Origin of the sequence: Xylophilus sp. GW821-FHT01B05, from assembly GCA_038961845.1 — a bacterium.
Taxonomy (GTDB): domain Bacteria; phylum Pseudomonadota; class Gammaproteobacteria; order Burkholderiales; family Burkholderiaceae_C; genus Xylophilus.
Genome location: CP152408.1, coordinates 3080696 through 3104011 on the forward strand (window position 1 = coordinate 3080696; position 23316 = coordinate 3104011).

At 68.0% G+C, this 23316-nt stretch carries 20 protein-coding genes; 19 read left to right on the plus strand and 1 reads right to left on the minus strand.

Annotation, left to right across the window (positions count from 1 at the left end; all coding sequences use genetic code 11):
- The first annotated feature begins 117 nt into the window (after positions 1–117).
- From AAFF27_14295 to AAFF27_14385, 19 genes are all read left to right on the plus strand, one after another.
- On the plus strand, positions 118–1161 hold the full coding sequence (locus tag AAFF27_14295) for an extracellular solute-binding protein (protein ID XAH21201.1): 1044 nt from the start codon (positions 118–120) through the stop codon (positions 1159–1161).
- 22 nt (positions 1162–1183) lie between these two features.
- Positions 1184–2833 (plus strand): iron ABC transporter permease, encoded by a 1650-nt coding sequence (locus tag AAFF27_14300; GenBank protein ID XAH21202.1) that lies wholly within the window; start codon positions 1184–1186, stop codon positions 2831–2833.
- Positions 2830–3537 carry an ABC transporter ATP-binding protein gene (locus tag AAFF27_14305; GenBank protein XAH21203.1) on the plus strand — a complete coding sequence of 236 codons (708 nt, stop codon included), beginning with the start codon at positions 2830–2832 and terminating at the stop codon, positions 3535–3537. Before AAFF27_14300 ends, AAFF27_14305 begins: the two co-directional genes overlap by 4 nt.
- A gap of 323 nt (positions 3538–3860) precedes the next feature.
- Positions 3861–4652, plus strand: coding sequence for a class II aldolase/adducin family protein (locus AAFF27_14310; protein XAH21204.1), 792 nt, complete (start codon positions 3861–3863; stop codon positions 4650–4652).
- Between the two features lie 48 nt (positions 4653–4700).
- Positions 4701–6266 (plus strand): ABC transporter substrate-binding protein, encoded by a 1566-nt coding sequence (locus tag AAFF27_14315; GenBank protein ID XAH21205.1) that lies wholly within the window; start codon positions 4701–4703, stop codon positions 6264–6266.
- Positions 6267–6397: 131 nt separating this feature from the next.
- Positions 6398–7372: an ABC transporter permease gene (locus tag AAFF27_14320; GenBank protein XAH21206.1), complete on the plus strand. Its 975-nt coding sequence runs from the start codon at positions 6398–6400 to the stop codon at positions 7370–7372.
- Positions 7369–8217 carry an ABC transporter permease gene (locus AAFF27_14325; protein XAH21207.1) on the plus strand — a complete coding sequence of 283 codons (849 nt, stop codon included), beginning with the start codon at positions 7369–7371 and terminating at the stop codon, positions 8215–8217. Before AAFF27_14320 ends, AAFF27_14325 begins: the two co-directional genes overlap by 4 nt.
- Complete coding sequence (locus tag AAFF27_14330; protein XAH21208.1) at positions 8214–9875, plus strand: ABC transporter ATP-binding protein; 1662 nt, start codon at positions 8214–8216, stop codon at positions 9873–9875. Before AAFF27_14325 ends, AAFF27_14330 begins: the two co-directional genes overlap by 4 nt.
- Positions 9872–10816, plus strand: a complete 945-nt coding sequence (locus AAFF27_14335) for a glyoxylate/hydroxypyruvate reductase A (GenBank protein XAH21209.1) — start codon at positions 9872–9874, stop codon at positions 10814–10816. Before AAFF27_14330 ends, AAFF27_14335 begins: the two co-directional genes overlap by 4 nt.
- A 223-nt stretch (positions 10817–11039) precedes the next feature.
- On the plus strand, positions 11040–12401 hold the full coding sequence (locus AAFF27_14340) for an aspartate aminotransferase family protein (GenBank protein XAH21210.1): 1362 nt from the start codon (positions 11040–11042) through the stop codon (positions 12399–12401).
- A 2-nt stretch (positions 12402–12403) separates the two neighbouring features.
- Complete coding sequence (locus tag AAFF27_14345; protein ID XAH21211.1) at positions 12404–13456, plus strand: histone deacetylase family protein; 1053 nt, start codon at positions 12404–12406, stop codon at positions 13454–13456.
- Positions 13457–13472: 16 nt separating this feature from the next.
- Positions 13473–14732 carry a Zn-dependent hydrolase gene (locus tag AAFF27_14350; protein ID XAH21212.1) on the plus strand — a complete coding sequence of 420 codons (1260 nt, stop codon included), beginning with the start codon at positions 13473–13475 and terminating at the stop codon, positions 14730–14732.
- Complete coding sequence (locus AAFF27_14355; GenBank protein ID XAH21213.1) at positions 14729–15634, plus strand: DMT family transporter; 906 nt, start codon at positions 14729–14731, stop codon at positions 15632–15634. Before AAFF27_14350 ends, AAFF27_14355 begins: the two co-directional genes overlap by 4 nt.
- Positions 15635–15658: 24 nt before the next feature.
- On the plus strand, positions 15659–16372 hold the full coding sequence (locus AAFF27_14360) for a GntR family transcriptional regulator (protein XAH21214.1): 714 nt from the start codon (positions 15659–15661) through the stop codon (positions 16370–16372).
- A gap of 2 nt (positions 16373–16374) precedes the next feature.
- Positions 16375–17094 carry an SDR family NAD(P)-dependent oxidoreductase gene (locus AAFF27_14365; protein ID XAH21215.1) on the plus strand — a complete coding sequence of 240 codons (720 nt, stop codon included), beginning with the start codon at positions 16375–16377 and terminating at the stop codon, positions 17092–17094.
- A 29-nt stretch (positions 17095–17123) separates the two neighbouring features.
- Entirely contained in the window at positions 17124–18152 is a 1029-nt protein-coding gene (locus AAFF27_14370; protein XAH21216.1) for a histone deacetylase family protein, read from the plus strand.
- Positions 18149–19195, plus strand: a complete 1047-nt coding sequence (locus AAFF27_14375; protein ID XAH21217.1) for a phosphotransferase — start codon at positions 18149–18151, stop codon at positions 19193–19195. Before AAFF27_14370 ends, AAFF27_14375 begins: the two co-directional genes overlap by 4 nt.
- A 1-nt stretch (position 19196) precedes the next feature.
- Positions 19197–20471: an aminotransferase class III-fold pyridoxal phosphate-dependent enzyme gene (locus tag AAFF27_14380; GenBank protein ID XAH21218.1), complete on the plus strand. Its 1275-nt coding sequence runs from the start codon at positions 19197–19199 to the stop codon at positions 20469–20471.
- A 326-nt stretch (positions 20472–20797) separates the two neighbouring features.
- Positions 20798–22195: an IS1182 family transposase gene (locus AAFF27_14385; GenBank protein ID XAH26240.1), complete on the plus strand. Its 1398-nt coding sequence runs from the start codon at positions 20798–20800 to the stop codon at positions 22193–22195.
- Positions 22196–22404: 209 nt separating this feature from the next.
- Here AAFF27_14385 and AAFF27_14390 read toward each other — a convergent pair whose 3' ends face one another.
- Positions 22405–23295: an MBL fold metallo-hydrolase gene (locus tag AAFF27_14390; GenBank protein ID XAH21219.1), complete on the minus strand. Its 891-nt coding sequence runs from the start codon at positions 23293–23295 to the stop codon at positions 22405–22407.
- Between the last annotated feature and the right edge of the window lie 21 nt (positions 23296–23316).

Genomic DNA, 23316 nt, shown 5'->3' on the forward strand with positions numbered 1-23316 from the left:
TCGCGGGCGACCAGAAGGCAGCGCTGATAATCGTTCGCATCCCCCGGCATTCCTACAACATATATACAGAACGGGCGGAACCCTCCCCTGTCTCTGTACGCCATCCCAAGGAATGCCATGACCCGAATCCATCGGCCGCAGCGCACGCTTGCGCTCGCCTTTGCTGCCTCCCTGCTCGCCGCCACCCTGCCCGCCCACGCGGCGGAGGAAGTCACGCTCTACACCACGCGCGAGGCCGGCCTGGTGCAGCCTCTGCTCTCGGCCTTCTCGGCGCAGAGCGGCATCAAGGTAAACACCGTTTTCGTGAAGGACGGCCTGCTGGAGCGGGTGCGTGCCGAAGGCGAACGCTCGCCCGCCGATGTGCTGATGACGGTGGACGTGGGCAACCTGCTGGATCTGGTGGAAGGCGGCGTCACGCAGGGCGTGCAATCTGCCGCGCTGCAATCCGCCATTCCCGCCAACCTGCGCGGCGCGCAGGGCGAGTGGTTTGCGCTGTCGCTGCGCGCGCGGGTGCTGTATGCGGACAAGGGCTTGAAGCTCAACTCCTTCCGCTACGAGGACCTGGCATCCCCGCAGTGGAAGGGCAAGGTCTGCATCCGCGCTGGCCAGCATCCCTACAACACCGCTCTGATCTCGGCCATGATCGCGCACGACGGCGCGGCCAAGACCGAGCAGTGGCTGCACGGCGTCAAGGCCAACCTGGCGCGCAAGGCGACCGGCGGCGACCGCGACGTGGCGCGCGATATTTTGGGCGGCATCTGCGATGTGGGCCTGGCCAACTCCTACTACGTGGGCCACATGAAGGCCGCCAAGGAAGGCACGGACGCGCGCAAGTGGGGCGACGCCATCCAGGTGATCAAGCCGACTTTTGCCGGCAAGCCCAGTGGCACGCACGTCAACATCAGCGGCGCCTCGGTCGCCAAACATGCGCCGCACAAGGCCAATGCGGTGAAGCTGCTGGAATTTCTGGTGTCCGAACCGGCCCAGGCGCTTTATGCCCAAGCCAACTACGAATACCCGGTGCGCAAGGGCGTGGCCCTGGACCCGGTCATTGCCCAGAGCATAGGTACGCTGCAGATCGATCCGCTGCCGCTCACCGAGATCGCCCGCTACCGCAAAGAAGCCAGTGCCTTGGTGGACAAGGTCGGAATGGACAAGTGACTCTCCCCCAGGCTGAGCGCGCGTGATTGCTCGTCCTGTTGGGCCGCTATGGCGCGGCGCTTCTGCGCTGATTGCGTTGGGGGTGCTGGCGCCTGTGCTGTCGCTGGCCTGGCTGGCGCTGGGCGCGGATTTCTCGCATTGGGCGCATCTGGCCAGCCACGTGCTGCCCGATGCGGCGCGCAATACCGCTGTGCTGTTGGCCGGCGTGGGCGTGCTGGTACTGGTGATTGGCACCGGCTGCGCCTGGCTGGTCACCGCCTGCGACTTTCCGGGGCGGCGCGTGTTGCACTGGGCGCTGCTGCTGCCGCTGGCCATGCCGACCTACATCGTCGCCTTTGCCTATCTGGACCTGCTGCACCCGATCGGCCCGGTGCAGGGCGCGCTGCGCTGGCTGCTGGGCTATGACAGCCCACGGCAGTTTCGCCTGCCGGATCTGCGCTCCATGGGCGGGGCGATCCTGGTGCTGGGCTTTGTGCTCTACCCCTATGTCTACCTGACGGCGCGCGCCATGTTCATGACGCAGCCGGCGCATCTGCTGGAGGCCGCGCGCACGCTGGGCGAAACCCGCCTGGGCAGCTTCTTTCGCGTGGTGCTGCCGCTGGCCCGCCCGGCGCTGGCCGTGGGCCTGAGCCTGGCGCTGCTGGAGACGCTCAACGACATTGGCGCCTCTGAATTCCTGGGCGTGCACACGCTCACGGTGGCGGTCTACACCACCTGGATCACGCGCTCGGACCTGGCCGGCGCTGCGCAGATCGCCTGCGCCATGCTGGGCGCCGTGCTGTTGTTGGTGCTGCTCGAGCGGCATGGCCGCCGGCACCAGCGTTTTGGCTCGACCCAGCGCATGCGGCCGGTGCAGCCGCGCCGGCTGCGCGGCGCGCAGGCCTGGCTGGCTACGGCGGCGGCCACGCTGCCGGTGCTGCTGGGCTTTGGCGCGCCGGCGCTCTACCTGCTGACGGAGACCTGCAAGCGGCTGCTGCAGGGCGGCGGCATATCGGCTGGCCTGGTGAGCAGCCTGGTCAACACCTTGCTGCTGGCCGGCGGCGCCACCGTGCTGGCGCTGGGCGCGGGCCTGGTCGTTGCCTGGGCCACGCGCCGCACCGGCAGCGGGCCGCCGCAGGCGCGCTGGCAGGCACGCGCCGCGACGCTGGGCTATGCCCTGCCCGGCACGGTTCTGGCCATTGGCCTGCTGACACCGGCGCTGGCCGTGGACGCGGCCCTGGGCCAGTTGCTGGGCCGCCCGGACCTGCCGCTGATGGGCATGGGCGCCATCCTGGTCGTGGCCTGCGCCATGCGCTTTCTGGCGATGCCGGTGGGCGGCATCGAGGCTGGCCTGACGCGCATACCACCGGCGCTGGAGCAGGCCGCGCGCCTGTTGGGCGAGACCGCCACCGGCACGCTGCGCCGCGTGCACCTGCCGCTGCTCACGCCTGCACTCACTGCCAGCGCGCTGCTGGTGTTTGTCGATGCCATGAAGGAGCTGCCCGCCACCTTGCTGCTGCGGCCGGCCAATTTCGACACCCTGGCCACCTGGCTCTATGCCGAGGCGGCGCGCGGCACCTATGAAGAAGGCGCGGTTGCCGCGCTGGCCATCGTGCTGGCCGGGCTGCTGCCGGTGGTGCTGCTGGCGCGCACCCAATTGCGCGGGCCGACTGAAGATTCTTTGATCCCATGAGCACCAACCTGCGACTAGACGCCATCCAGTTGGCCTACCCCGGCCGGCGCGGCCTGCACACTGTTGTGCAGAAGCTCTCGCTGCAATTGGAGGCCGGCCACATCGGCTGCCTGCTCGGCCCCTCGGGCTGCGGCAAGACCACGGTGCTGCGCGCCATTGCCGGCTTCGAGCCGGTGCGCGCGGGCCGCATCCTGCTGGGCGAGACGGTGGTGTCCTCGGCTGCGCAGCAGTTGCCGCCCGAGCGGCGCCGGGTGGGGATGATGTTTCAGGAATACGCGCTGTTCCCGCACCTGAGCGCCGCGCAGAACGTGGGCTTTGGCCTGCGCCGCCAGCCACGCGCCACGCAGCAGGCGCGTGTGGCCGAGATGCTGGCCCTGGTCGGACTGTCCGACGCTGCGGCGCGCCACCCGCATGAGCTGTCTGGCGGCCAGCAGCAGCGCATTGCGCTGGCCCGTGCGTTGGCGCCGGCACCTGATCTGCTGCTGTTGGACGAGCCCTTCTCCAACCTGGACGGCCCGACCCGCGAGCGCCTGACCCGCGAGGTGCGCGACATCCTGCGCGCCGCCGGCCAGACCGCGCTGCTGGTCACCCACAACGAAGCCGAGGCCGCCACCATGGCCGACGCCATCGGCCGCATGCGCGAGGGTGCGCTGCAGAGCTGGGACGTACGCGCTGACGCCACGGGCGAACTATCAAATAGATAGCTAATAGCCCAGGTGGATAAAGGGCTAGAGGCATATTTCGCTAAGACTTTTCGAATTCCGCCCGAAAAGGCCTCAAAGCCCGCAGCGCAGCACCGCGCCATTCCAGGGAACACCCGGCACCGCGCCCGGGCATCGCCACCCGTCCCCGCCCATTCCGGCACCAGAGCAGTGCCGCACCCTCGTGCAAACCCCCATTGAAGCGGCACCAAGCGCTGGCACCATTCATGCTTAATTGAATACTGTCGACAGATGACAGTCTGCAGGCATTGATTCAGACAGCCGTGCCCAAGCTGCCTCTTGGGCGAACCTTCAACGGAATCTCCATGGCTCCCGTAGTCGTACCGCACGCATCCCCTTCCCACGCCGCCGCAGAGCGCCAGGTTCGCGAAGACCTGGCAGCGGCCTACCGGCTGGTCGCCCTCTACGGCATGGACGACAGCATCTACACGCACATCTCGGCGCGGGTGCCGGGCACCGAAGACCAGTTTTTGATCAACCCGTTTGGCATGCTGTTCCGGGACATCACGGCCTCATCCCTGGTCAAGATCGATCTTGAGGGCCGCATCGTCGAGCCCAGCGACTACGACGTGAACCCGGCCGGTTTCACCATCCACAGCGCGGTGCACGCCGCCCGGCATGACGCCACCTGCGTGCTGCACACCCACACGGTGGCGGGCGTAGGTGTCTCGTCGCTCGCCTGCGGGCTGCAGCCCTGCAACCAGTGGGCGCTGCAGTTCTACAACCGGGTGACTTATCACGACTTCGAGGGCATTGCGCTCGACCATGAAGAGCGGGTGCGTCTGGTGGCCGACCTGGGCCCGAGCGCGCGCGCCATGATCCTGCGCAACCACGGCCTGATCACGCTGGGCCGCACGGTGTCCGAGGCTTTCATCCTCATGCTCAACCTGGAGCGCGCCTGCCGCGTGCAGCTCGCCATCCAGTCCAGCGGCGAGCCCATCCACCCGGTGCCCGCCGATGTGTGCGAGCGCACCGCGCAGCAATACGAAAGCGGCGACACCAACCGCCAGCCGGGCGACCCCGACCCGAATGCCCGCGAGTGGCGCGCCATGCTGCAGCGCCTGGAGCCGGCTTCCTCGGCCTCGTTCCGTACCTGAATCCCCCACGTATTTCCTTCCACCTTCTCAACATAGAGGTCCCTCGTCATGAAACGTCGCCATCTGATTCAAATGGGTGCCACCGGTCTGGGCGTGTCCATCGCCGGAGTCCCGCTGCATGTGCTGGCACAGGGCAAGAAGGGGGGGACCATCAATGTCCTGGTGCAGCCAGAGCCGCCCGGGCTGATGATGGGCATCGTGCAGAACGCGCCGACGCAGCTGATCTCCGGCAACATCTACGAAGGCCTGCTGCGCTACGACGAACAGATCAACCCCAAGCCGCTGCTGGCGAGCTCGTGGACGGTCAATGCCGAAGGCACCGTCTACACCTTCAAGCTCAAGCCCGGCGTCAAGTGGCATGACGGCAAGCCCTTTACGGCCGACGACGTGGTGTTCTCGGTGGACGTGTTCCTGCGCAAGACCCATGCACGCCTGCGCGGCAACCTGGCCGCGCTGGAGACGGTCAAGGCGCTGGACCCGCTGACGGTGGAGTTCAAGCTCAAGTACCCGTTCGGCCCCTTCATCGGCCTGTTCGAGACCGGCACCATGCCGATGGTGCCCAAGCACATCTATGAAGGCACGGACTTCCTGAACAACCCGGCCAATGCCACGCCCATCGGCACCGGCCCGTTCAAGTTCAAGGAATGGATCAAGGGCTCTTACATCCAGCTGGTGGCCAACGAGCAGTACCACACGGCGGGCATGCCGATCGTCGAGAAGCTGTACTTCCACGTGATCCCTGACGCCGCCGCGCGCGCCGCCGCCTTCGAATCGGGCAAGGTAGACATCGTGCCCGGCGGCGCGGTCGAGCTGTTCGACGTGACGCGCCTGTCCAAGCTGCCCGGCGTGGGCATCACCAGCAAGGGCTGGGAATTCTTTGCGCCGCATGCCTGGCTGAACGTCAACAACCGCAAGGCGCCGATGGACAACATCAAGTTCCGTCAGGCGCTGATGTACGCCATCGACCGCGAAGCCATCTGCAAGATCGCCTGGCAGGGCTTTGCCAAACCCGCCACCGGCCCGTTCAACAGCCACATCAAGTACTACAGCGAAGACGTGCCCAAGTACCCGCGCAATGTGGAGACGGCCAAGAAGCTGCTGGCCGAAGCCGGCTACAAGGGCGAGGTGCTGCGCCTGCTGCCCCTGCCCTACGGCGAGACCTGGGCCCGCTCGGCCGAGATCCTGCGCCAGAACCTGGCCCAGGCCGGCATCAAGACCGAGATGGTCGCGACAGACGTTGCCGGCTGGAACCAGAAGCTCAGCGAATGGGACTACGACCTGGCCTTCAACTACGTCTACCAGTACGGCGACCCGGCGCTGGGCGTGGCGCGCAACTACACCACGGCCAACATCGCCAAGGGCTCGCCCTTCAACAACGCCGAGGGCTACTCCAACCCCAAGGTCGACGAGCTGTTTGATGCCGGCGCCAAAGAGAACAACCCCGAGAAGCGCAAAGCCATCTACCTGCAAGTGCAAAAGCTGCTGGTGGAAGAAGCCCCGCTGGCCTGGCTCTACGAGATCAACTTCCCGACGCTCTACCGCACCAAGCTGAACAACATCATCAGCTCGGGCATCGGCCTGAACGACAGCCTCAGCGGCGCCTGGCTGAGCTAACCCCCAGGCTGCGCGCTTCGCGTCTTCGCCAACCCCCTTGCAGGGGACGACACCAGCAGACCGGCAAAGCCGGCTCCGCGGTGTCCTTGGTATGAGATGGGCCTGTTCAGCTTTGATGGATGAGTAATGGAATGAAACGTACGCAATTCATGCTGACCCGGCTGCTGCAGGGTCTGGTGGCGATCTTGCTGATCGCTACCGTCAACTTCATGCTGGTGCGCGCGGCGCCTGGGGACCCGGTGTCGGTGATGGCCGGCGAGGCCGGCGCGTCTGACCCGCAGTTTGTCGCCCAGCTGCGCGCGCAGTTTGGCTTGGACCAACCCATCACGACACAGCTTGCCACCTACCTTGGCAAGGTGGTGCGGCTGGATCTGGGCTACTCGTACCGCCAGCAGCAGCCGGTGCTCAAGCTGATCGCCGAGCGCCTGCCCGCCACCTTGCTGCTGACCGGCAGCGCCTTTGTGCTGTCACTGCTGTTTGGCGTGACGCTGGGGGCGCTGTCGGCGCGCAAGGCCGGCACCTGGGTGGACAGTGCCATCACCACGGTGGCGCTGGTGTTCTATGCCACGCCGCTCTACTGGCTGGCGCTGATGGCGGTGTTGGTGTTCAGCGTGCAGCTGGACTGGCTGCCGGGCTTTGGCTTCAGCACCGTGGGCTCGGACGCCACCGGCCTGGCGCTGGCCTGGGACATTGCCCAGCATCTGGTGCTGCCGGTGCTGACGCTGGCGCTGTTCTACATGGCCGTGTATGCGCGCATGACGCGGGCCACCATGCTGGAAGTGGCGCAAATGGATTTTGTGAAGACAGCGCGCGCCAAGGGCGTGAAGCCCGGCCGCATCCTGCGTGCGCACGTGCTGCGCAATGCGCTGCTGCCGGTGGTCACGCTGGCCGGCATCCAGGCCGGCGGCCTGATCGGCGGCGCCGTGCTGACCGAAACCGTGTTTGCCTGGCCCGGCCTGGGCCGGCTCATGTTCGATGCCCTGCTGCAGCGCGACTACAGCCTGCTGCTTGGCTCCTTCCTGGTGACTGCGGCCATGGCCGTGCTGTTCAACCTCATCACCGATCTTGTCTACACGCTGGTCGATCCACGGATTGAATTGACATGACTATCAAGAGCCCATTCTGGCGGCGCTTCTGCCGCAACAAGGGTGCCGTGGCCGGCATGGTGGTGCTGGCCATCGTCGCCATCGTCGCGGTGTTTGGCCCGTGGATCGCCAGCAACGATCCCTGGGGCATGGTGCAGCAGCCCTTCCTGCGGCCCTGGGCCGAGCCGGGCTTTGCCATGGGCACCGACACGCTGGGCCGGGACATCATGTCGGGCGTGATCTACGGCGCGCGCATCTCGCTGCTGATTGGCGTGGTGTCTACCGTCGTCGCGCTGCTGATCGGCGTCACGCTGGGCGCCATTGCGGGCTACTTCGGTGGCTGGGTTGACGCCGCGTTGATGCGTTTCACCGAGCTGTTCCAGGCCGTGCCCAGCTTTGCGCTGGCCATCGTGCTGGTGGCGATCTTCCAGCCCTCGGTGGGCTCCATCGTGACGGCGATTGCCATCGTTTCCTGGCCGCCGGTGGCGCGCCTGGTGCGCAGCGAATTCCTCACGCTGCGCCAGCGCGACTTCGTGCAGGCCGCGCTGCTGGCCGGCCAATCCACGCCGCGCATCATCCTCACGCAGATCCTGCCCAACGCCATGTCGCCCATCATCGTGATGGCCTCGCTGATGGTGGCCACGGCCATCCTGCTGGAGTCCAGCCTGAGCTTTCTGGGCCTGGGCGACCCGAACCAGATGAGCTGGGGCTACATGGTGGGTGCCGCGCGCACGGTGCTGCGCCAAGCCTGGTGGATGGCGCTGTTCCCCGGTCTGGCCATCGTGCTGACCGTGCTGGCGCTCAACCTGGTGGGCGAAGGCCTCAACGATGGGCTCAACACCCGCCTGGACGGGAGAACCAAATGAGTGCCGCCGTGACACCCCTGAAGACTTCGCAGCCGGTGCTCGACATCGTCGGCCTGAGCATCTCGCTACCCCAGGGCGCTGACCGCGCGCTGGCGGTGGAAGGCGCCAAGCTTTCCCTGCTGCCCGGCCAGACGCTGTGCGTGGTGGGCGAATCCGGCTCCGGCAAATCGATGATCGCCAATGCCGTGATGGGCCTGCTGCCGCGCCCGCATGTGGCGCCGGTGGCCGGCAAGATTCTGTTCGAAGGCACCGACCTGCTGACCTTGAGCGAAGCGCAGATGCGTGAGCTGCGCGGTCGGCGCATCGGCATGGTGTTCCAGGAGCCGATGACGGCACTGAACCCGGTGATGCGCATTGGCGAGCAGATCGGCGAAGTGTTCGACGCCCACGGCCATGTGCCCGCGGCCGAGAAGCGCCAGCGCATCCTGGCCGCGCTGGCCGACGTCGGCCTGCCCGAGCCCGAGCTGCTGATCGACAGCTACCCGTTCCGCCTATCCGGCGGCCAACGCCAGCGCGTGATGATCGCCTGCGCCCTGGTGCTGGAGCCCCTGCTGCTGATCTGCGACGAGCCCACCACCGCGCTCGACGTAACCACCCAGGCGCAGATCCTGAAGCTGGTGCGCGAGCTGCAGCAGCGCCGTGGCACCGCCGTGCTGTTCATCACGCATGACTTCGGCGTGGTGTCGGAGATCGCCGACCAGGTGGTGGTGATGCAGACCGGCAAGGTGGTCGAATCCGGCCCGGCGCGCCAGGTGCTGGATGCGCCGCAGCACCCCTACACGCGCAAGCTGATCGCCGCCATCCCTACTGGCCAGGCAGAGCCTCTGGCGCGCTCGGACGAGATCACCCGCGTGCTGCAGGTGCAGGACCTGTGCAAGACCTACCAGTCGGGCGGCAGCCTGTTCAAGCGCGGCCGCTCGGTGCAGGCCGCCAAGGACATCAGCTTCGACCTGCTGCGGGGCGAGACGCTGGGGCTGGTGGGTGAATCCGGCTCGGGCAAATCCAGCGTGGGCCGCTGCCTGGTGGGCCTGGCGCCCTTCGACAGCGGGCGCATCCTGTTCAAGGGCCGCAACCTGCCGCAGGGCGACGCCTTCCGGCGCGAGGCCGCGGGCAAGATCCAGATGGTGTTCCAGGACCCATACGCGTCGCTGAATCCGCGCCACCGCATTGGTGCCGCCATCGCCGGCGGCCCGATTGCACAAGGCGTGAGCAAATCCGAAGCCATGGCCCGCACCATGGAGCTGCTGCAACTGGTCGGCCTGGGCGCCGATGCCGCGCAGCGCTATCCGCACGAATTCTCGGGCGGGCAGCGCCAGCGCATCGGCATTGCCCGCGCGCTGGCCATGCAGCCCGAGCTGCTGGTGGCCGACGAGCCGGTGTCGGCACTCGACGTGTCGGTGCAGGCGCAGGTGCTTAAATTGTTTGCCGAGGTGCGCGAGCGCTTCAAGCTTGCCATGGTGTTCATCACGCACGACCTGCGCGTGGCCGGCGAGATGTGCGACCACATCGCGGTGATGCAGCGCGGCGCCATCGTCGAATACGGCGAGACGCACAAGGTGCTTCGCGATCCGCAGCATGCTTACACCCGCACCTTGATCGACGCCGTGCCGCGCCTGAACTCGGCCGCAGACCGCAGCCTGGAGGTACGCCAGGCATGAGCAAAGCCCCCACCATCGCCTTCCTCAGCAGCCAGATCGAGATGGGCTACCTGCTGCCGTCCTTTCAAGCCCAGTTCCCCGGTGCCGACTTGCGGCTGACGAAGGAGCTGGGCGCGTTGGACGAAATAGACGCCGCCGTCTGCTGGTACCCGCCCGAAGGCCTGCTGGCGCGCATGCCCAAGCTGCAGCTGGTGCAATCCGTTGGCGCCGGCATAGACCACATCACGCTCGACCCCGCGCTGCCCGCCGTGCCGGTCTGCCGCATCGTCGACACCGACATGGCCAGCGGCATGAGCGCCTATGTGACCTGGGCCGTGATCCAGCACCAGCGCAGCATGGGCAGCTACATCGCCAACGCGGCGGCGCGCCGCTGGCAAGAGCAACCCGTGGTGCCGCCGCGCCTGCACCGCGTCGGCATTGCCGGCCTGGGCACGCTGGGCCTGGCCTGCGCTCGCGCGCTGCAAACCCTTGGCTACAGCGTGCGCGGCTGGAGCCGCAGCCCCAAAACCGAGCTGCCCGCAGGCGTCGAATCCTTCCACGGCGACGCTGGCCGGGCCGCGTTCCTGGCGGGCTGCGACACCCTGGTCTGCCTGCTGCCGCTGACCGAAGAAACCCGCGGCTTCCTGTGCACCGAGCTGTTTGCGCAGTTGCCACGCGGCGCGCACCTTATCAACGTGGGCCGTGGCGCGCATCTGGTCGAGGCCGATCTGCTGCAGGCCCTGGCCGATGGCACGCTGGGCGCCGCCACGCTCGATGCGCTGACGCAAGAGCCGCTGCCGGCCGATCACCCCTTCTGGCAAGACCCGCGCATCCTCGTCACGCCGCATATCGCCACGCGCACGCACCCCTCGGTCATTGCGCGCCAGACCCACGACAACCTGCTGCAGATCCGCAGCGGCCGGGCTGCGGCCGTGGCCGTGGACCTGACACGGGGCTACTGATGAAACACCCCCAGGCTACGCACTTCGTGTCTTCGCCTCCCCCCCTGCGAGGGGACACATCCTGCGGCCCGGCAAAGCCGGTTCCGCGGATGTCCGCGCATGGCCTGCTCCGCGGCCCTCTGGGCCTTTCGGTTTCATGCGCTGCGGGTGACACACAGCGCCATGAAAAACTGAGAGACACCTTCCCTCATCCATGACAACAGACTCTGCAACAAGAACCACCATGAGCGCACCCACCCCTCTCGCGGCCAAGGACATTGCCGCCCACCTGCACCCCTTCACCAACCTGGCCGCCCACGGGCAGGTCGGGCCGCTGGTCATCACGCGCGGCGACGGCATCCATGTAGAGGACGAGCAGGGCCGCCGCTATATAGAAGGCATGTCGGGCCTGTGGTGCAGCGCGCTGGGCTTCAGCCACCCGCGCCTGGTCGCGGCCGGCACCAAGGCGCTGCAGACGCTGCCCTACTACCACACCTTCAACCACCGCACCAACCCGGCCGTGGCGGAGCTGTCGGAAAAGCTGCTGTCCATCGCACCGGTACCGATGGCGCGCGTGTTCTTTGCCAACTCGGGCTCCGAGGCCAACGACACGGCGGTGAAGATGGTCTGGTACTACCACAACGCCATCGGCAAGCCGGGCAAGAAGAAGATCATCGCGCGGCAAAAGGCCTACCACGGCGTGACCGTGGCCGCCGCCAGCCTGAGCGGCCTGGCGGCCAACCACACCGACTTCGACCTGCCGATAGACCGCATCCTGCATGTCGACTGCCCGCACCACTACCGCTACGGCCAGCCCGGCGAGAGCGAGGCCGACTTTGCCACCCGCCTGGCCAACGCACTGGAGCAGCGCATCCTGGCCGAAGGCCCCGACACCGTGGCGGCCTTCTTTGCCGAGCCGGTCATGGGTGCGGGCGGCGTGCTGGTGCCGCCAGAGACCTACTTCGAGAAGGTGCAGGCCGTGCTGCGCAAGTACGAGGTGCTGCTGGTGGCCGACGAGGTGATCTGCGGCTTTGGCCGCACCGGCAACATGTTTGGCTCGACCACCTACGGCATGCAGCCCGACATCCTGACCTGCGCCAAGGCGCTGTCGTCGGGCTACGTGCCGATCTCTGCCGTCATGGTGTCGGCGCAGGTGCATGCGGCGCTGGCCGCCAACAGCGGCAAGATCGGCACCTTCGGCCACGGCTATACCTACTCTGGCCACCCGGTGGCCTCGGCCATCGCGCTGGAGAACCTCAAGGTCTACGAGGACGAGGGCATCATTGCCCACACCCAGGCGCTGACGCCGCAGTTCCAGGCGGCACTGCGCCACTACGCACAGCACCCGCTGGTGGGCGAGGCGCGCGGCGTGGGCCTGATCGGGGCGCTGGAGCTTGTCGCCGACAAGGCCAGCAAGCAGCCCTTCGCCACCACCGTCAAGGCCGGCCCGCGCGTGGCCGAGCTGGCGCTGCAACAAGGCCTGATCGTGCGCGCCATGGGTGACACCATCGCGCTGTGCCCGCCGCTGATCATCACCAGCACCGAACTTGACGAGATGTTCCAGCGCCTGACCCGCGCGCTGGAGCTGTTCACCGCCGAGGTCTGAGCATGCAGGCCTTCTTCTCCCCCGAGCAGTTGCTGCACACACCGCAGCAGTTCATGCGCCTGGGGCGCATCCGCAAGCCCACCGACCTGCCCGCGCGTGCCGAGGCGCTGCAAAGCGCACTAGAGGCCCTGGGCATTCCGGTATCGGCACCACCCGAGTACGGCCGCGCGCCGCTGGAGCAGGTGCACAGCAGCGACTACCTCGACTACCTGGAGCACGCCTACGCCCGCTGGCAGACGCTGGGCCAGCAGGGGCTGGAGCCGGGCATCGAGGTGCTGCCCAATCTGTCGCCCTATTACAGCGGCCAGCAGGGAGTGCAGCGCGCGCCCTGCCCTTCGCCCTCAGTCGTGGCGCAAACGGGCTATTACCTCAGCGATCTGTCTTGCCCCATCGGGCCGCAAACCTGGCGCGCCGTGCTGCGCTCGGCCCACAGCGCGGTAGCTGCGGCCGATGCCGTGTGCGCTGGCGCAGCGGCCGCCTATGCGCTGTGCCGCCCCTCGGGCCACCATGCGCACCGTGACCGCGCGGGCGGCTTTTGCTACGTCAACAACAGCGCCACGGCTGCAGCGCGCCTGCTGCAGACCTTTGGCCGGGTTGCCGTGCTGGACGTGGACGCCCACCATGGCGACGGCACGCAGCAAATCTTCTACGACAGCGCCGACGTGATGACGGTATCTACCCACGCCGAAACGGCCAACTACTACCCCTTCTATACCGGCTACCCGCACGAGCGCGGCCACGGTGCGGGCCTGGGCTGCAACCTGAACCTGCCGCTGGCGCATGGCAGCGGCAATGCCGAGTTCATGGCCGCCGTTGACCAGGCCTGCGCTGCGCTGCGCGACTTCGCGCCCAAGGCGCTGGTGCTGCCGCTGGGCTTCGACACCTACAAGGACGACCCGATCAGCGTGCTCAAGCTCGACTTCGACGCCTACCGCGCCGTGGGCGAGCGCGTGCGCCAACTCGGCCTGCCCACCGTGGTGGTGCAAGAAGGCGGCTACATGGTCGAGGCCATCGGCCCCGGCCTCACGGCCTTCCTGCAGGGCCTGCACGGCTAAGGTTTGGACTCAAGCAATGAAGCAAACCTTGAACATCAACGGCGGCCGTCTGTGGGACTCGCTGATGGCACTGGCCCAGGTCGGCGCCACGCCCAAGGGCGGCAACTGCCGGCTCGCGCTGTCGGCACTCGACGGCCAGGGCCGCGACCTGGTGGTGGGCTGGATGCGCGCCGCCGGCCTGCAGATCACGGTCGATGCGGTCGGCAACATCTTCGGCGTGCGCCCCGGGCGCAACCCGGCCCTGGCCCCGGTGGCCACCGGCAGCCATATCGACACGCAGCCCACCGGCGGTAAGTTCGACGGCTGCTTTGGCGTGCTGGCCGGGCTGGAAGTCATGCGCACGCTGCAAGAGCACGGCATAGAAACCGAGGCGCCGCTGGCGCTGGTGATCTGGACCAATGAAGAAGGCACGCGCTTCGTGCCGGTGATGATGGGCTCGGGCGTGCACTGCGGCGTCTTCCCGCTGGAAACGGCGCTGTCAGCGGTCGATGCGCAAGGCATGTCGGTGCGCAACGAGCTGGCCGCCATCGGCTATGCGGGCACGGCGCCCATAGGCACGGTGCGGCCGGGCCGCTACTTCGAGGCGCATATCGAGCAAGGCCCGATCCTGGAGGCCGAAGACACCGTCATTGGCGTGGTCACCGGCTCGCTCGGCCTGCGCTGGTACGACGTGACCGTGACCGGCATGGAGGCCCACGCCGGCCCCACGCCCATGGCCCTGCGCCGCGACGCGCTCTATGCCGCCACGCACCTGATGCAGGCCGTGGTGGACATTGCCAATGACCCAGACTTTGCACCGCACGGGCGCGGCACGGTTGGCACGGTCGGCGTGCACCCCAACTCGCGCAACGTGATCCCCGGGCAGGTCACCTTCACCGTAGACCTGCGCCACCAGGATGCGGCCCGCCTCGACCTGATGGAGCAGCGTTTTCGCCAGGCTGCCGCCGCACTTGCCGACGGCAGCACCACCGGCCACGCAATGGACGTGAAGGTGGTGGATGTGCAAGAGTTCCCGCCCACGCCCTTTGCCGCCGACATGGTGGATGCCGTGCGCCAGCAGGCCGTGGCGCGCGGCTACAGCCAGCGCGACATCATCACCGGCGCCGGCCATGACGCGGTCTACATGGCGCGCCAGGTGCCCACGGCGATGATCTTCGTGCCGTGCAAAGACGGCATCAGCCACAACGAGATCGAAGACGCCGACCCGCGCCACCTCGAAGCCGGTGCCAACGTGCTTTTGGGCGCCCTGCTGACCCACGCCGGAGCTATTGCTTGAGCAGCGCGACTGCAGTCGGCGCTCTTCCAGCCGCACGTGCCAGCCAGCGGCACGGCATCGCCCTGTTCCTGGGCGCGCTGGTGGCCTTTGCCTGCTACGACGCCTTTGCCAAGCAGATGGTGGCAAGCTACCCGCCCACGGTCGTCAACCTGGGCCGCTACGTGGCAATCAGCGCCATGGCGCTGGTACTGCTGCTGCGCCATGGCCGCACACACGACATGCGCCTCTGGCGCCAGCCGCACCAAAAGCTGCTGACCCTGCGCAGCCTGATGCTGGCCATCGTCGCCACCTGTTTCATGACCGCGCTGGTGAGCATGCCGCTGGCCGAGGCCACCGCCATCTACTTCACCGCGCCGCTGGTCATGGTGGCCGTCTCGCCCTGGCTGCTGGGCGAGCGGGTGGGCCGCATCCAGTGGACGGCGGTGATGCTGGGCTTTGCGGGCATGCTGCTCATCGTGCGTCCGGGCGGCAGCCTGCCGCTGGTGGGCACGCTGCTGATGGCGGTGTCGGCCGTCTGCTATGCGATGTTCCAGGTGCTCACGCGCCGGCTGTCGGGCCTGGTGCCTGCGCCGGTGCAGTTCGCCCACATGGCGCTGGTCTGCCTGGTGGTAACCAACCTGCCCGCCGTCTTCATGCCCCATGTGGCGCTGCCACCCTGGCCGCAAATGCTGATGCTGATCGCCGGTGGTGCTTGCAGTGGCGTTGCGCAACTGATGCTGCTTGCGGCGTTTCGCCGCGTGGGCGCTGCTACGCTCGCGCCGCTCAACTATGTACAACTGATGCTGGCCGTGCTGATCAGCACCCTGTGGTTCCAGCGGCCGCCAGACGGCCTGGCCCTGGCCGGCATGGCACTGATCGCGGTGGCAGGCGTCTACCTGGCACGCGCACGCCGCCCGGCCTGAACCGCCCAGAGACAAGGACCCAACATGCCCCGACCAAAAACCATATCAACACCGGTGTTCGGCCCGATCGACGAAGCCCATTCGCCCGCCTTCGCGTCCATCCAGGTCCCCGACCTGGTCGGTGTGATCGAGGCCCAGCTGCAACAGGCCATTCTGGCCGGCCGCCTCGCCCCCGGCGAGCGCATTGTCGAGGCCGAGCTGGCGCGCCAGATGGGCGTGAGCCGCGCCCCCGTGCGCGAGGCCGCGCGCCGGCTAGAGAGCCTGGGCCTGCTGGTATCCCGCCCGCGCCACGGCTTTGCGGTGCGCACGGTGTCCGTCAAGCAGGTGGATGACCTGTACGAGGTACGCATCAACCTAGAGCTGATGAGCGCGGCGCTGGCCTGCCAGCACGCCACCGACGCCCAGCTGGCCCACCTCGATGTGTTGGTGGACGAGATGGTGGCGCAGGCCGAGGCGCTGGCGCCCGCCGAGCGCGTGGCCATGGACCTGGCCTTTCACTCGACCATCAGTGAGCTTTCGGGCAACGAGTACCTGCAGCGCCTGTTCGACAACATGCAGACCGAGGTGCGGATGTTCCTCGCGCTCAGTGAAGACAGCTACGGCGACCTGAAGGCGCTGGCCGAAACCCACCGCCCCATTGCCCAGGCGCTGGCACAGCGCGACGTGGCCGCCGCCCAGCATGCGCTGCGCTTTCACCTGGAAGACGCCAAGGCCCACGCACGCGGCCTGTTTTTGTAGCCATGGATACCAGTGCGCTGCCCACACCAGCCAAGGTCGCCATGGTCAGCGGCGGCAACCGCGGCATTGGCCTGGCCATTGCCCGCGAGCTGCTGGACCATGGCTGGCGCGTGAGCATTGGCGCGCGCAGCAGCACCGATGCTTTTGCCGGCTACGCGCCCAGCCAGCTGCGGCGCTACCACTTCAACGCACAAGACCCGCAGAGCGAGACTGACTGGGTGGCCGCCACCGCGGCGGACTTTGGCCGCATCGACGCACTGGTGCACAACGCCGGCATCCTCAGTACCCGCTCGGTCATTGACGCGGACGACGCAGAGGTCGACCGGCTGCTGGAAGTCAACGTCAAGTCACCGCTGCGCCTTACCCGCAAGGCCTGGCCGCACCTGGTGGCGGCCGGCGAGAGCAAGGTGCTGGTCATGGCATCGCTCGCCGCCAAGCGGGTGCGCGCCGCCGATGCATCGCTGTATGCGCTCAGCAAATCCGCCGTGCTGGCGCTGGCCCACGGCATCCGCCATTGCGGTGCCGACAGCCGGGTGCGCTGCACCGCGCTGTGTCCGGGCTTTGTCGCCACAGACATGGCGGCGGCGCTGGCGCCCGGGCAGCGCCAGCAAGTCACCCAGCCGCAAGACGTGGCACGCATCGCCCGCATGGCGCTGGAGCTGCCCGCCTCCGCCAGCGTGGCCGAGATCCCGATCAGCTGGACGGTCGAGCCGCAGTACTGAACCCCATCCTCACAACACACACGCAGCCCATGAAAGTCGTCTACAGCGATCAGCACCAGGACCACGACCCGCAGCAGTTCATCGTGCGCGGGCGCATGAAGCGCAGCAACGAGCAGCCCGAGCGCGCCTGGCGCCTGCTGGCCGCCGCACGCGCGCAGGGCCACGACATCGTGGCGCCGGACGACCACGGCCCCGGCCCGCGCGCGGCCATCCACACGCCGCAGTACCTGCACTTTCTGGAAACCGCCTGGGAGCGCTGGCAGCAGTTGGACGACCCGTCAGAAGAGGTGATGCCCAACATCCACCCCTTCCCCGGCCAGCCCTTCACCTACCCCGACAGCCTGGTGGGCCAGGCCGGCTACCACATGGGCGACACCGCCTGCAGCATCGGCCGCAACACCTGGCATGCCGCCACGCAATCGGCGCACGTGGCCACGCATGCGGCGCAACTGGTGCTGGAGGGCGAGCGCGTCAGCTACGCCCTGTGCCGCCCGCCGGGCCACCACACCTATGCAGATCGCGCCAATGGCTTTTGCTACCTGAACAACGCCGCCATTGCCGCGCAGCACCTGCGCCAGCGCCATGCGCGCGTGGCCATACTGGATGTGGATGTGCACCACGGCAACGGCACGCAGGGCGTGTTCTGGCGCCGCAATGATGTGCTCACCATCTCGCTGCACGGCGACCCGCATTTCTGCACGCCCTTCTTCACCGGCCACGCGCACGAGCGCGGCGAAGGCGATGGCCTGGGCTACAACATCAACCGCCCGCTGGCACGCGGCACCGACACCGATGCCTACCTGGCCGAGCTGAAGCGCGCCTGCACCGACATCCGCGCCTATGCCCCCGGCGCGCTGGTGGTGGCACTGGGCCTGGACGCGCATGAGCACGACCCCTACCGCGCGCTGGCCGTCACCACCGAAGGCTTTGCCCGCATCACCGCCGAGATCGCCCGGCTCGGCCTGCCCACCGTGCTGGTGCAGGAAGGCGGCTACCTGTCGGATGACCTGGGCCCCAACCTGGCCAGCGCCTTGAGTGGCTTTGCGGCGGCCGCATGAATGATCTGCCCGAAGCGGCCGTGCTGAGCGCGCCCGCCGCCCCCGTGCCCGCCGCCTGGGCTGCCGCGCTGCTGCAAGAACACTACGGCCTGGCCGGCGACCTGAGTGCGCTCACGGGTGAGCGCGATGCCAACTTCCTGCTCAGCGAGCCCACCGGGCGCCGCATGCTGAAGGTGTCGCACCCCATTGAGTCGCCGCTGGTGGCCGACTTCCAGACCCAGGCGCTGCTGCACATCGCCGCCACCGACCCCGGCCTGCCGGTGCAGCGGCTGCTGCCTACGCTCGGCGGCGCGCACTCCTTCATCGCCCAGGCGCCCGACGGTGCCGCGCGCGTGGTGCGGCTGTTCAGCTACCTGGAAGGCCTGCCCATGCCGCAGGCGCCGCGCTCGGCCGCGCAGCGCGCCAGTGTGGGCAGCATGCTGGCCCGGCTGGACCGCGCACTGGCGGGCCTCAAGCACCCGGCCGGCGCGCTGGAGCTGCCCTGGGACATCCAGCGCGCCCACCGCGTGCGCGGCCTGCTGGCCCATGTGCCAGACGCCCATCGCCGCGCGCTGGCCGGCCGCGCCCTGGACCGCTTCGAGCAGCACGCCCTGCCCCGGCTGGCCACGTTGCGCCGCCAGCCCATCCACAACGACTTCAACATCTACAACCTGCTGGTCGACCCGGCCGCGCCGCAGCAGGTGGCCGGCATCCTCGACTTTGGCGACATGGTCGAGGCACCCATGGTCAACGACCTGGCCGTGGCCGCCTCTTATCAGCTCGACGAGCAAGGCGACGCGCTGGCCACCATCGCCGCCTTTGCCGGCGCCTACCACGCGGTGCTGCCGCTGCAGCCGGCCGAGCTCGATGTGCTGCTGGACCTGGTGCGTGCGCGCCTGGCCATGGTGGTCGCCATCAGCGGCTGGCGCGCCGCCCGCCAGCCCGACAACGCCGCCTACCTGCTGCGCAACAACGCCGTGTCCTGGGCGCGGCTGCAGGCCTGCGATGCCATCACTGACACACAAGCCCGCGACGCATTGTTTGCGGCCTGCCCCCAAGCCTGATATGACCACCACCCCTGAGCTTCTTGCCCGCCGCGCCCGCCTGCTGGGCCCGGCCTACCGGCTGTTCTATGAAGAGCCGCTGCACCTGGTGCGCGGCGAAGGCGTCTGGCTGTACGACGCCGACGGCCAGCGCTACCTGGACGCCTACAACAACGTTGCCTGCGTTGGCCACTCGCACCCGCAGGTGGTGCAGGCCATGGCGCAGCAGGCGGCCACGCTCAACACCCATACCCGCTACCTGCACGAAAGCGTGCTGGACTACGCCGAGCGCCTGCTGGCCACGCTGCCACCCGCGCTGGGCCACACCATCTTCACCTGCACCGGCAGCGAGGCCAATGACTTGGCCATGCGCATCGCGCGTGCCCACACCAAAGGGCGCGGCCTGATCGTGACCCGGTTCGCCTACCACGGCGTGACTTCGTCGATTGCCGAGGCATCGCCCTCGCTCGGCCGCTTCGTGCAGTTGGGCGAACACGTGCGCACCGTGCCCGCACCCGACAGCTACCGCTGCGCGCCCGATCAACTGGGCAGCGTCTTTGCCGCCGGCGTGCGCGCCGCCATCGCCGACCTGCAGGCCCAGGGCATTGCGCCCGCCGCGCTGCTGGTGGATACGGTGTTCTCCAGCGACGGCGTCTGCACCGCGCCCGCCGGCTTCCTGCAAGAGGCCGCCAACGCCATCCGCGAGGCCGGTGGCCTGTTCATCGCGGACGAGGTCCAGCCCGGCTTTGGCCGCACGGGCGAGGCCTTCTGGGGTTTCATGAACCACGGCGTGGTGCCCGACATCGTCACCATGGGCAAGCCCATGGGCAACGGCCACCCGGTAGCGGGCCTGGCGGTGCGGCCTGAAGTGCTGGCCACATTCGGCCAGGAGTGCCGCTACTTCAATACCTTTGGCGGCAACCCGGTATCCATGGCCGCGGCCACGGCCGTGCTCGACGTGATCCAGGGCCAAGGCCTGCAGCGCAATGCGCTGGAGGTGGGCCAGTACCTGCGCACGCAACTGCAAGCCCTGGCCCAGCGCCACGAGGCCATTGGCGACGTGCGCGGTGCCGGCCTGTTCGTGGGGCTGGAACTGGTCACCGACCGCGCCGCCAAAACCCCGGCCACCGCCCTGGCCGCGCAGGTCGTCAACGGCATGCGCCGGCAGCAGGTGCTGCTGGGCGCCACCGGCGAACACGCCAACACACTGAAGATCCGGCCGCCGCTGGTGTTTGCCCGCGCCCATGCGGATGAGCTGGTGGGCAAGCTGGACCAGGTGCTGACGGCGCTGCGTTGATGGTGGCTGGGCTCAAACTACAAAAAAGATAGCTATAAGCCCAGGCGGCACCTGGGCTAGAGGCACTTTTCTTCTAAAAATCGTAACTACTCACCCCCGTTCGCCCTGAGCCTGTCGAAGGGCTTGGTGATGCGTGGCAGGGCTTCGACAAGCTCAGAAGGTGTGAACGAATATCCGCCCCCGTGCGTTGATAGCGAATGGCCAACGCAAGCAACGCCCCCAAGACATCCGAACAAGCGGCCCTGTTCCACGAAGCGCCCGCAGATGGCGCCGTAGTTGCAACGCCACGGCCAGCAAAGCCGGCGCACACAGCAGGCACACCACGCCTGCTGCACGCCGATCGCCAGCAGATCGAGCTACGCCCCTGCGACCTCGATGCCCTTGTCGCGGCAGACCATCCCGCGCGCAGCGTCTGGGCTTTTGTGCAGGCGCTGGACCTCGCGCCGCTCTACGCCCAGGTCAAGTCGGTGCAAGGCTCGGCCGGCGCACCCGCCATCGATCCGGCCATCCTCATGGCGCTGTGGCTGTGGGCCACCGTCGAGGGCGTGGGCTCGGCCCGCGAGATCGACCGGCTGTGCGAGCGCGACGACATCTACCGCTGGCTCTGCGGTGGCGTCGGGGTCAACTACCACACGCTGGCGAGCTTTCGCACAGCCAACACCGAGTGGCTCGATGCGCAACTCACCCGCAGCATCGCCGCGCTCATGGAGCGCAAGCTGGTCACGCTCGACGTAGTCGCCCAGGACGGCCTGCGCGTTCGCGCCCACGCCAAGGCCTCGAGCTTCCGGCGCAAGGAGCGCCTGGGCGAGCTGCATGCCTTGGCGCTCGCCCAGGTCAACGCCCTCAAGAGCGAACTCGAGGCCGATGCGGGCGCCAGCACGCGGCGCAAGGCCGCCGCGCGCGAACGCGCCGCACGGGAGCGCGAGGAGCGCCTGGCCCGGGCACTGCAGACCTTCGGCGAGATCGAGCGGGGCGCACTCGACAAGATCAAGAACAAGGCCAGTGCGCGTGCCAGGCGAGGCAAGTCTGGCCAGGCCCCAGTAGGTGATAGCCCCGCCGGGGATGCTCCCAGCGCCCTGCCCGAACCCGACGCCCCACCTGCCGAGCCACGCCCCGCCAGCGGCGAGGCGCAGCCGAAGTCCAGCGCAGGCGCGCCCAAGCGGGTCAGCACCACGGATGCAGACGCCCGGGTGATGAAGATGGCCGACGGAGGATTCCGTCCGGCCTACAACGCGCAGGTGCTGGTGGACGAGGCCACGCAGTTGATCGCCGGTATCGCGGTGGTCTGCGCGGGCAGCGATATGCATGAGATGGCGCCCATGCATCGCCAGATCGAGCAGCGCTACGGCCGCACGCCCACGCACTGGCTGGCCGATGGTGGCTACCCCCAGTACGACGCACTCGAGGAACTCAGCCGTCGCGGCACGCAGCCGGTGGTGCCGCCCTCGCGCAGCCGCAAACCTGGCTTCGATCCGCTCAGCCCCAAGGCCAGTGACTCACCGTTGATTGCGCAGTGGCGCGCGTTCATGGCCAGTGACGAGGGCCAGAAGCTCTACAGGCGCCGCGCCGCAAGTATCGAATGCGCCAATGCGCAGCTCAGGCGACGGGGCTTGTACCGCCTGAATGTGTGCGGCAAGTTGAAGGCACGCGCGGTGCTGCTGTGGCACGCGCTGGCGCATAACTTGATGCGCATGCGCTCGCTGGGGTTTGCGCTCGGGGGGTGAACTGAGCGCGCTTGCGGGCTCGCCCTGCAGCCTCCACAAGGCCCCAAGACTGCGGCTGGGCGCTCTGGGACCTCCGAGAGGCCAGGAGCTCGCCGCAGCCCCGTTCAATTGGCCACCGCGGCCTTCAAGCCGCCTGTTGGCGCATGGGAGTTGATTTTTTCACGCCTTCTCAGCCCGAACGGTATGGGAACCTGAGTAGTTACTAAAAATCAGAAGACGCCCAGGGGAATCTTCAGATAGCGCACGCCGTTGTCTTCCGGCGGTGGCAGCTCACCGGCGCGGATGTTGATCTGGATCGCCGGCAGGATCAGGGCCGGCATCCCCAGCGTGGCGTCACGCTGTTCACGCATGGCAACGAACTGCGCCTCATCGACGCCGTCGTGCAGGTGGATGTTGCCGGCCCGCTGCTCGGCCACGGTGGTCTGCCAGCGCGGCGCGCGGTCGCCCGGTGGGTAGTCGTGGCACATGAAAAGCCGGGTGGCCGGCGGCAGCGCCAGCAGTTGCTGGACCGAGCCATAAAGCACGCGCGCATCCCCACCCGGAAAGTCGCAGCGCGCACTGCCCACGTCCGGCATGAACAGCGTGTCACCCACAAAGGCCAGTTGCGCCGTGCCGGCCTGGTCTTCCAGCACATAGGCCATGTCCGCCGGTGTGTGGCCCGGCACATGCAGCGCGCGCATGCGCAGGCGGCCCACCTGAAACGACTCGCCCGGCGCAAACAAATGCCCGAACTGCGAGCCATCCAGGCAAAACTCCGCACCCAGGTGGAACAGCTTCTGGAACACGCCCTGCACCGTGCGGATCGCCTCGCCAATGGCGATGGTGCCGCCCACCTGCTTGCGCAGATAGGCCGCCGCCGAGAGGTGGTCTGCATGCGCATGCGTCTCCAGCAGCCACTGCACTTGCAGGCCGTGCGCACGCACAAAGGCCGCAACCCGGTCCGCCGAGGCGGTGGACACCCGGCCGGCCGCCGCGTCGTAGTCCAGCACCGAGTCGATGATGGCGCAGGCGCTGCCCTCGCCCTCGAACAGCACATAGGTGACGGTCGAGGTGGCAGGGTCGAAGAAGGCCTGGACCTGGGGATTGGAAGGCGCGTGCATGCAGGCTCTCGCAAGTCGGTT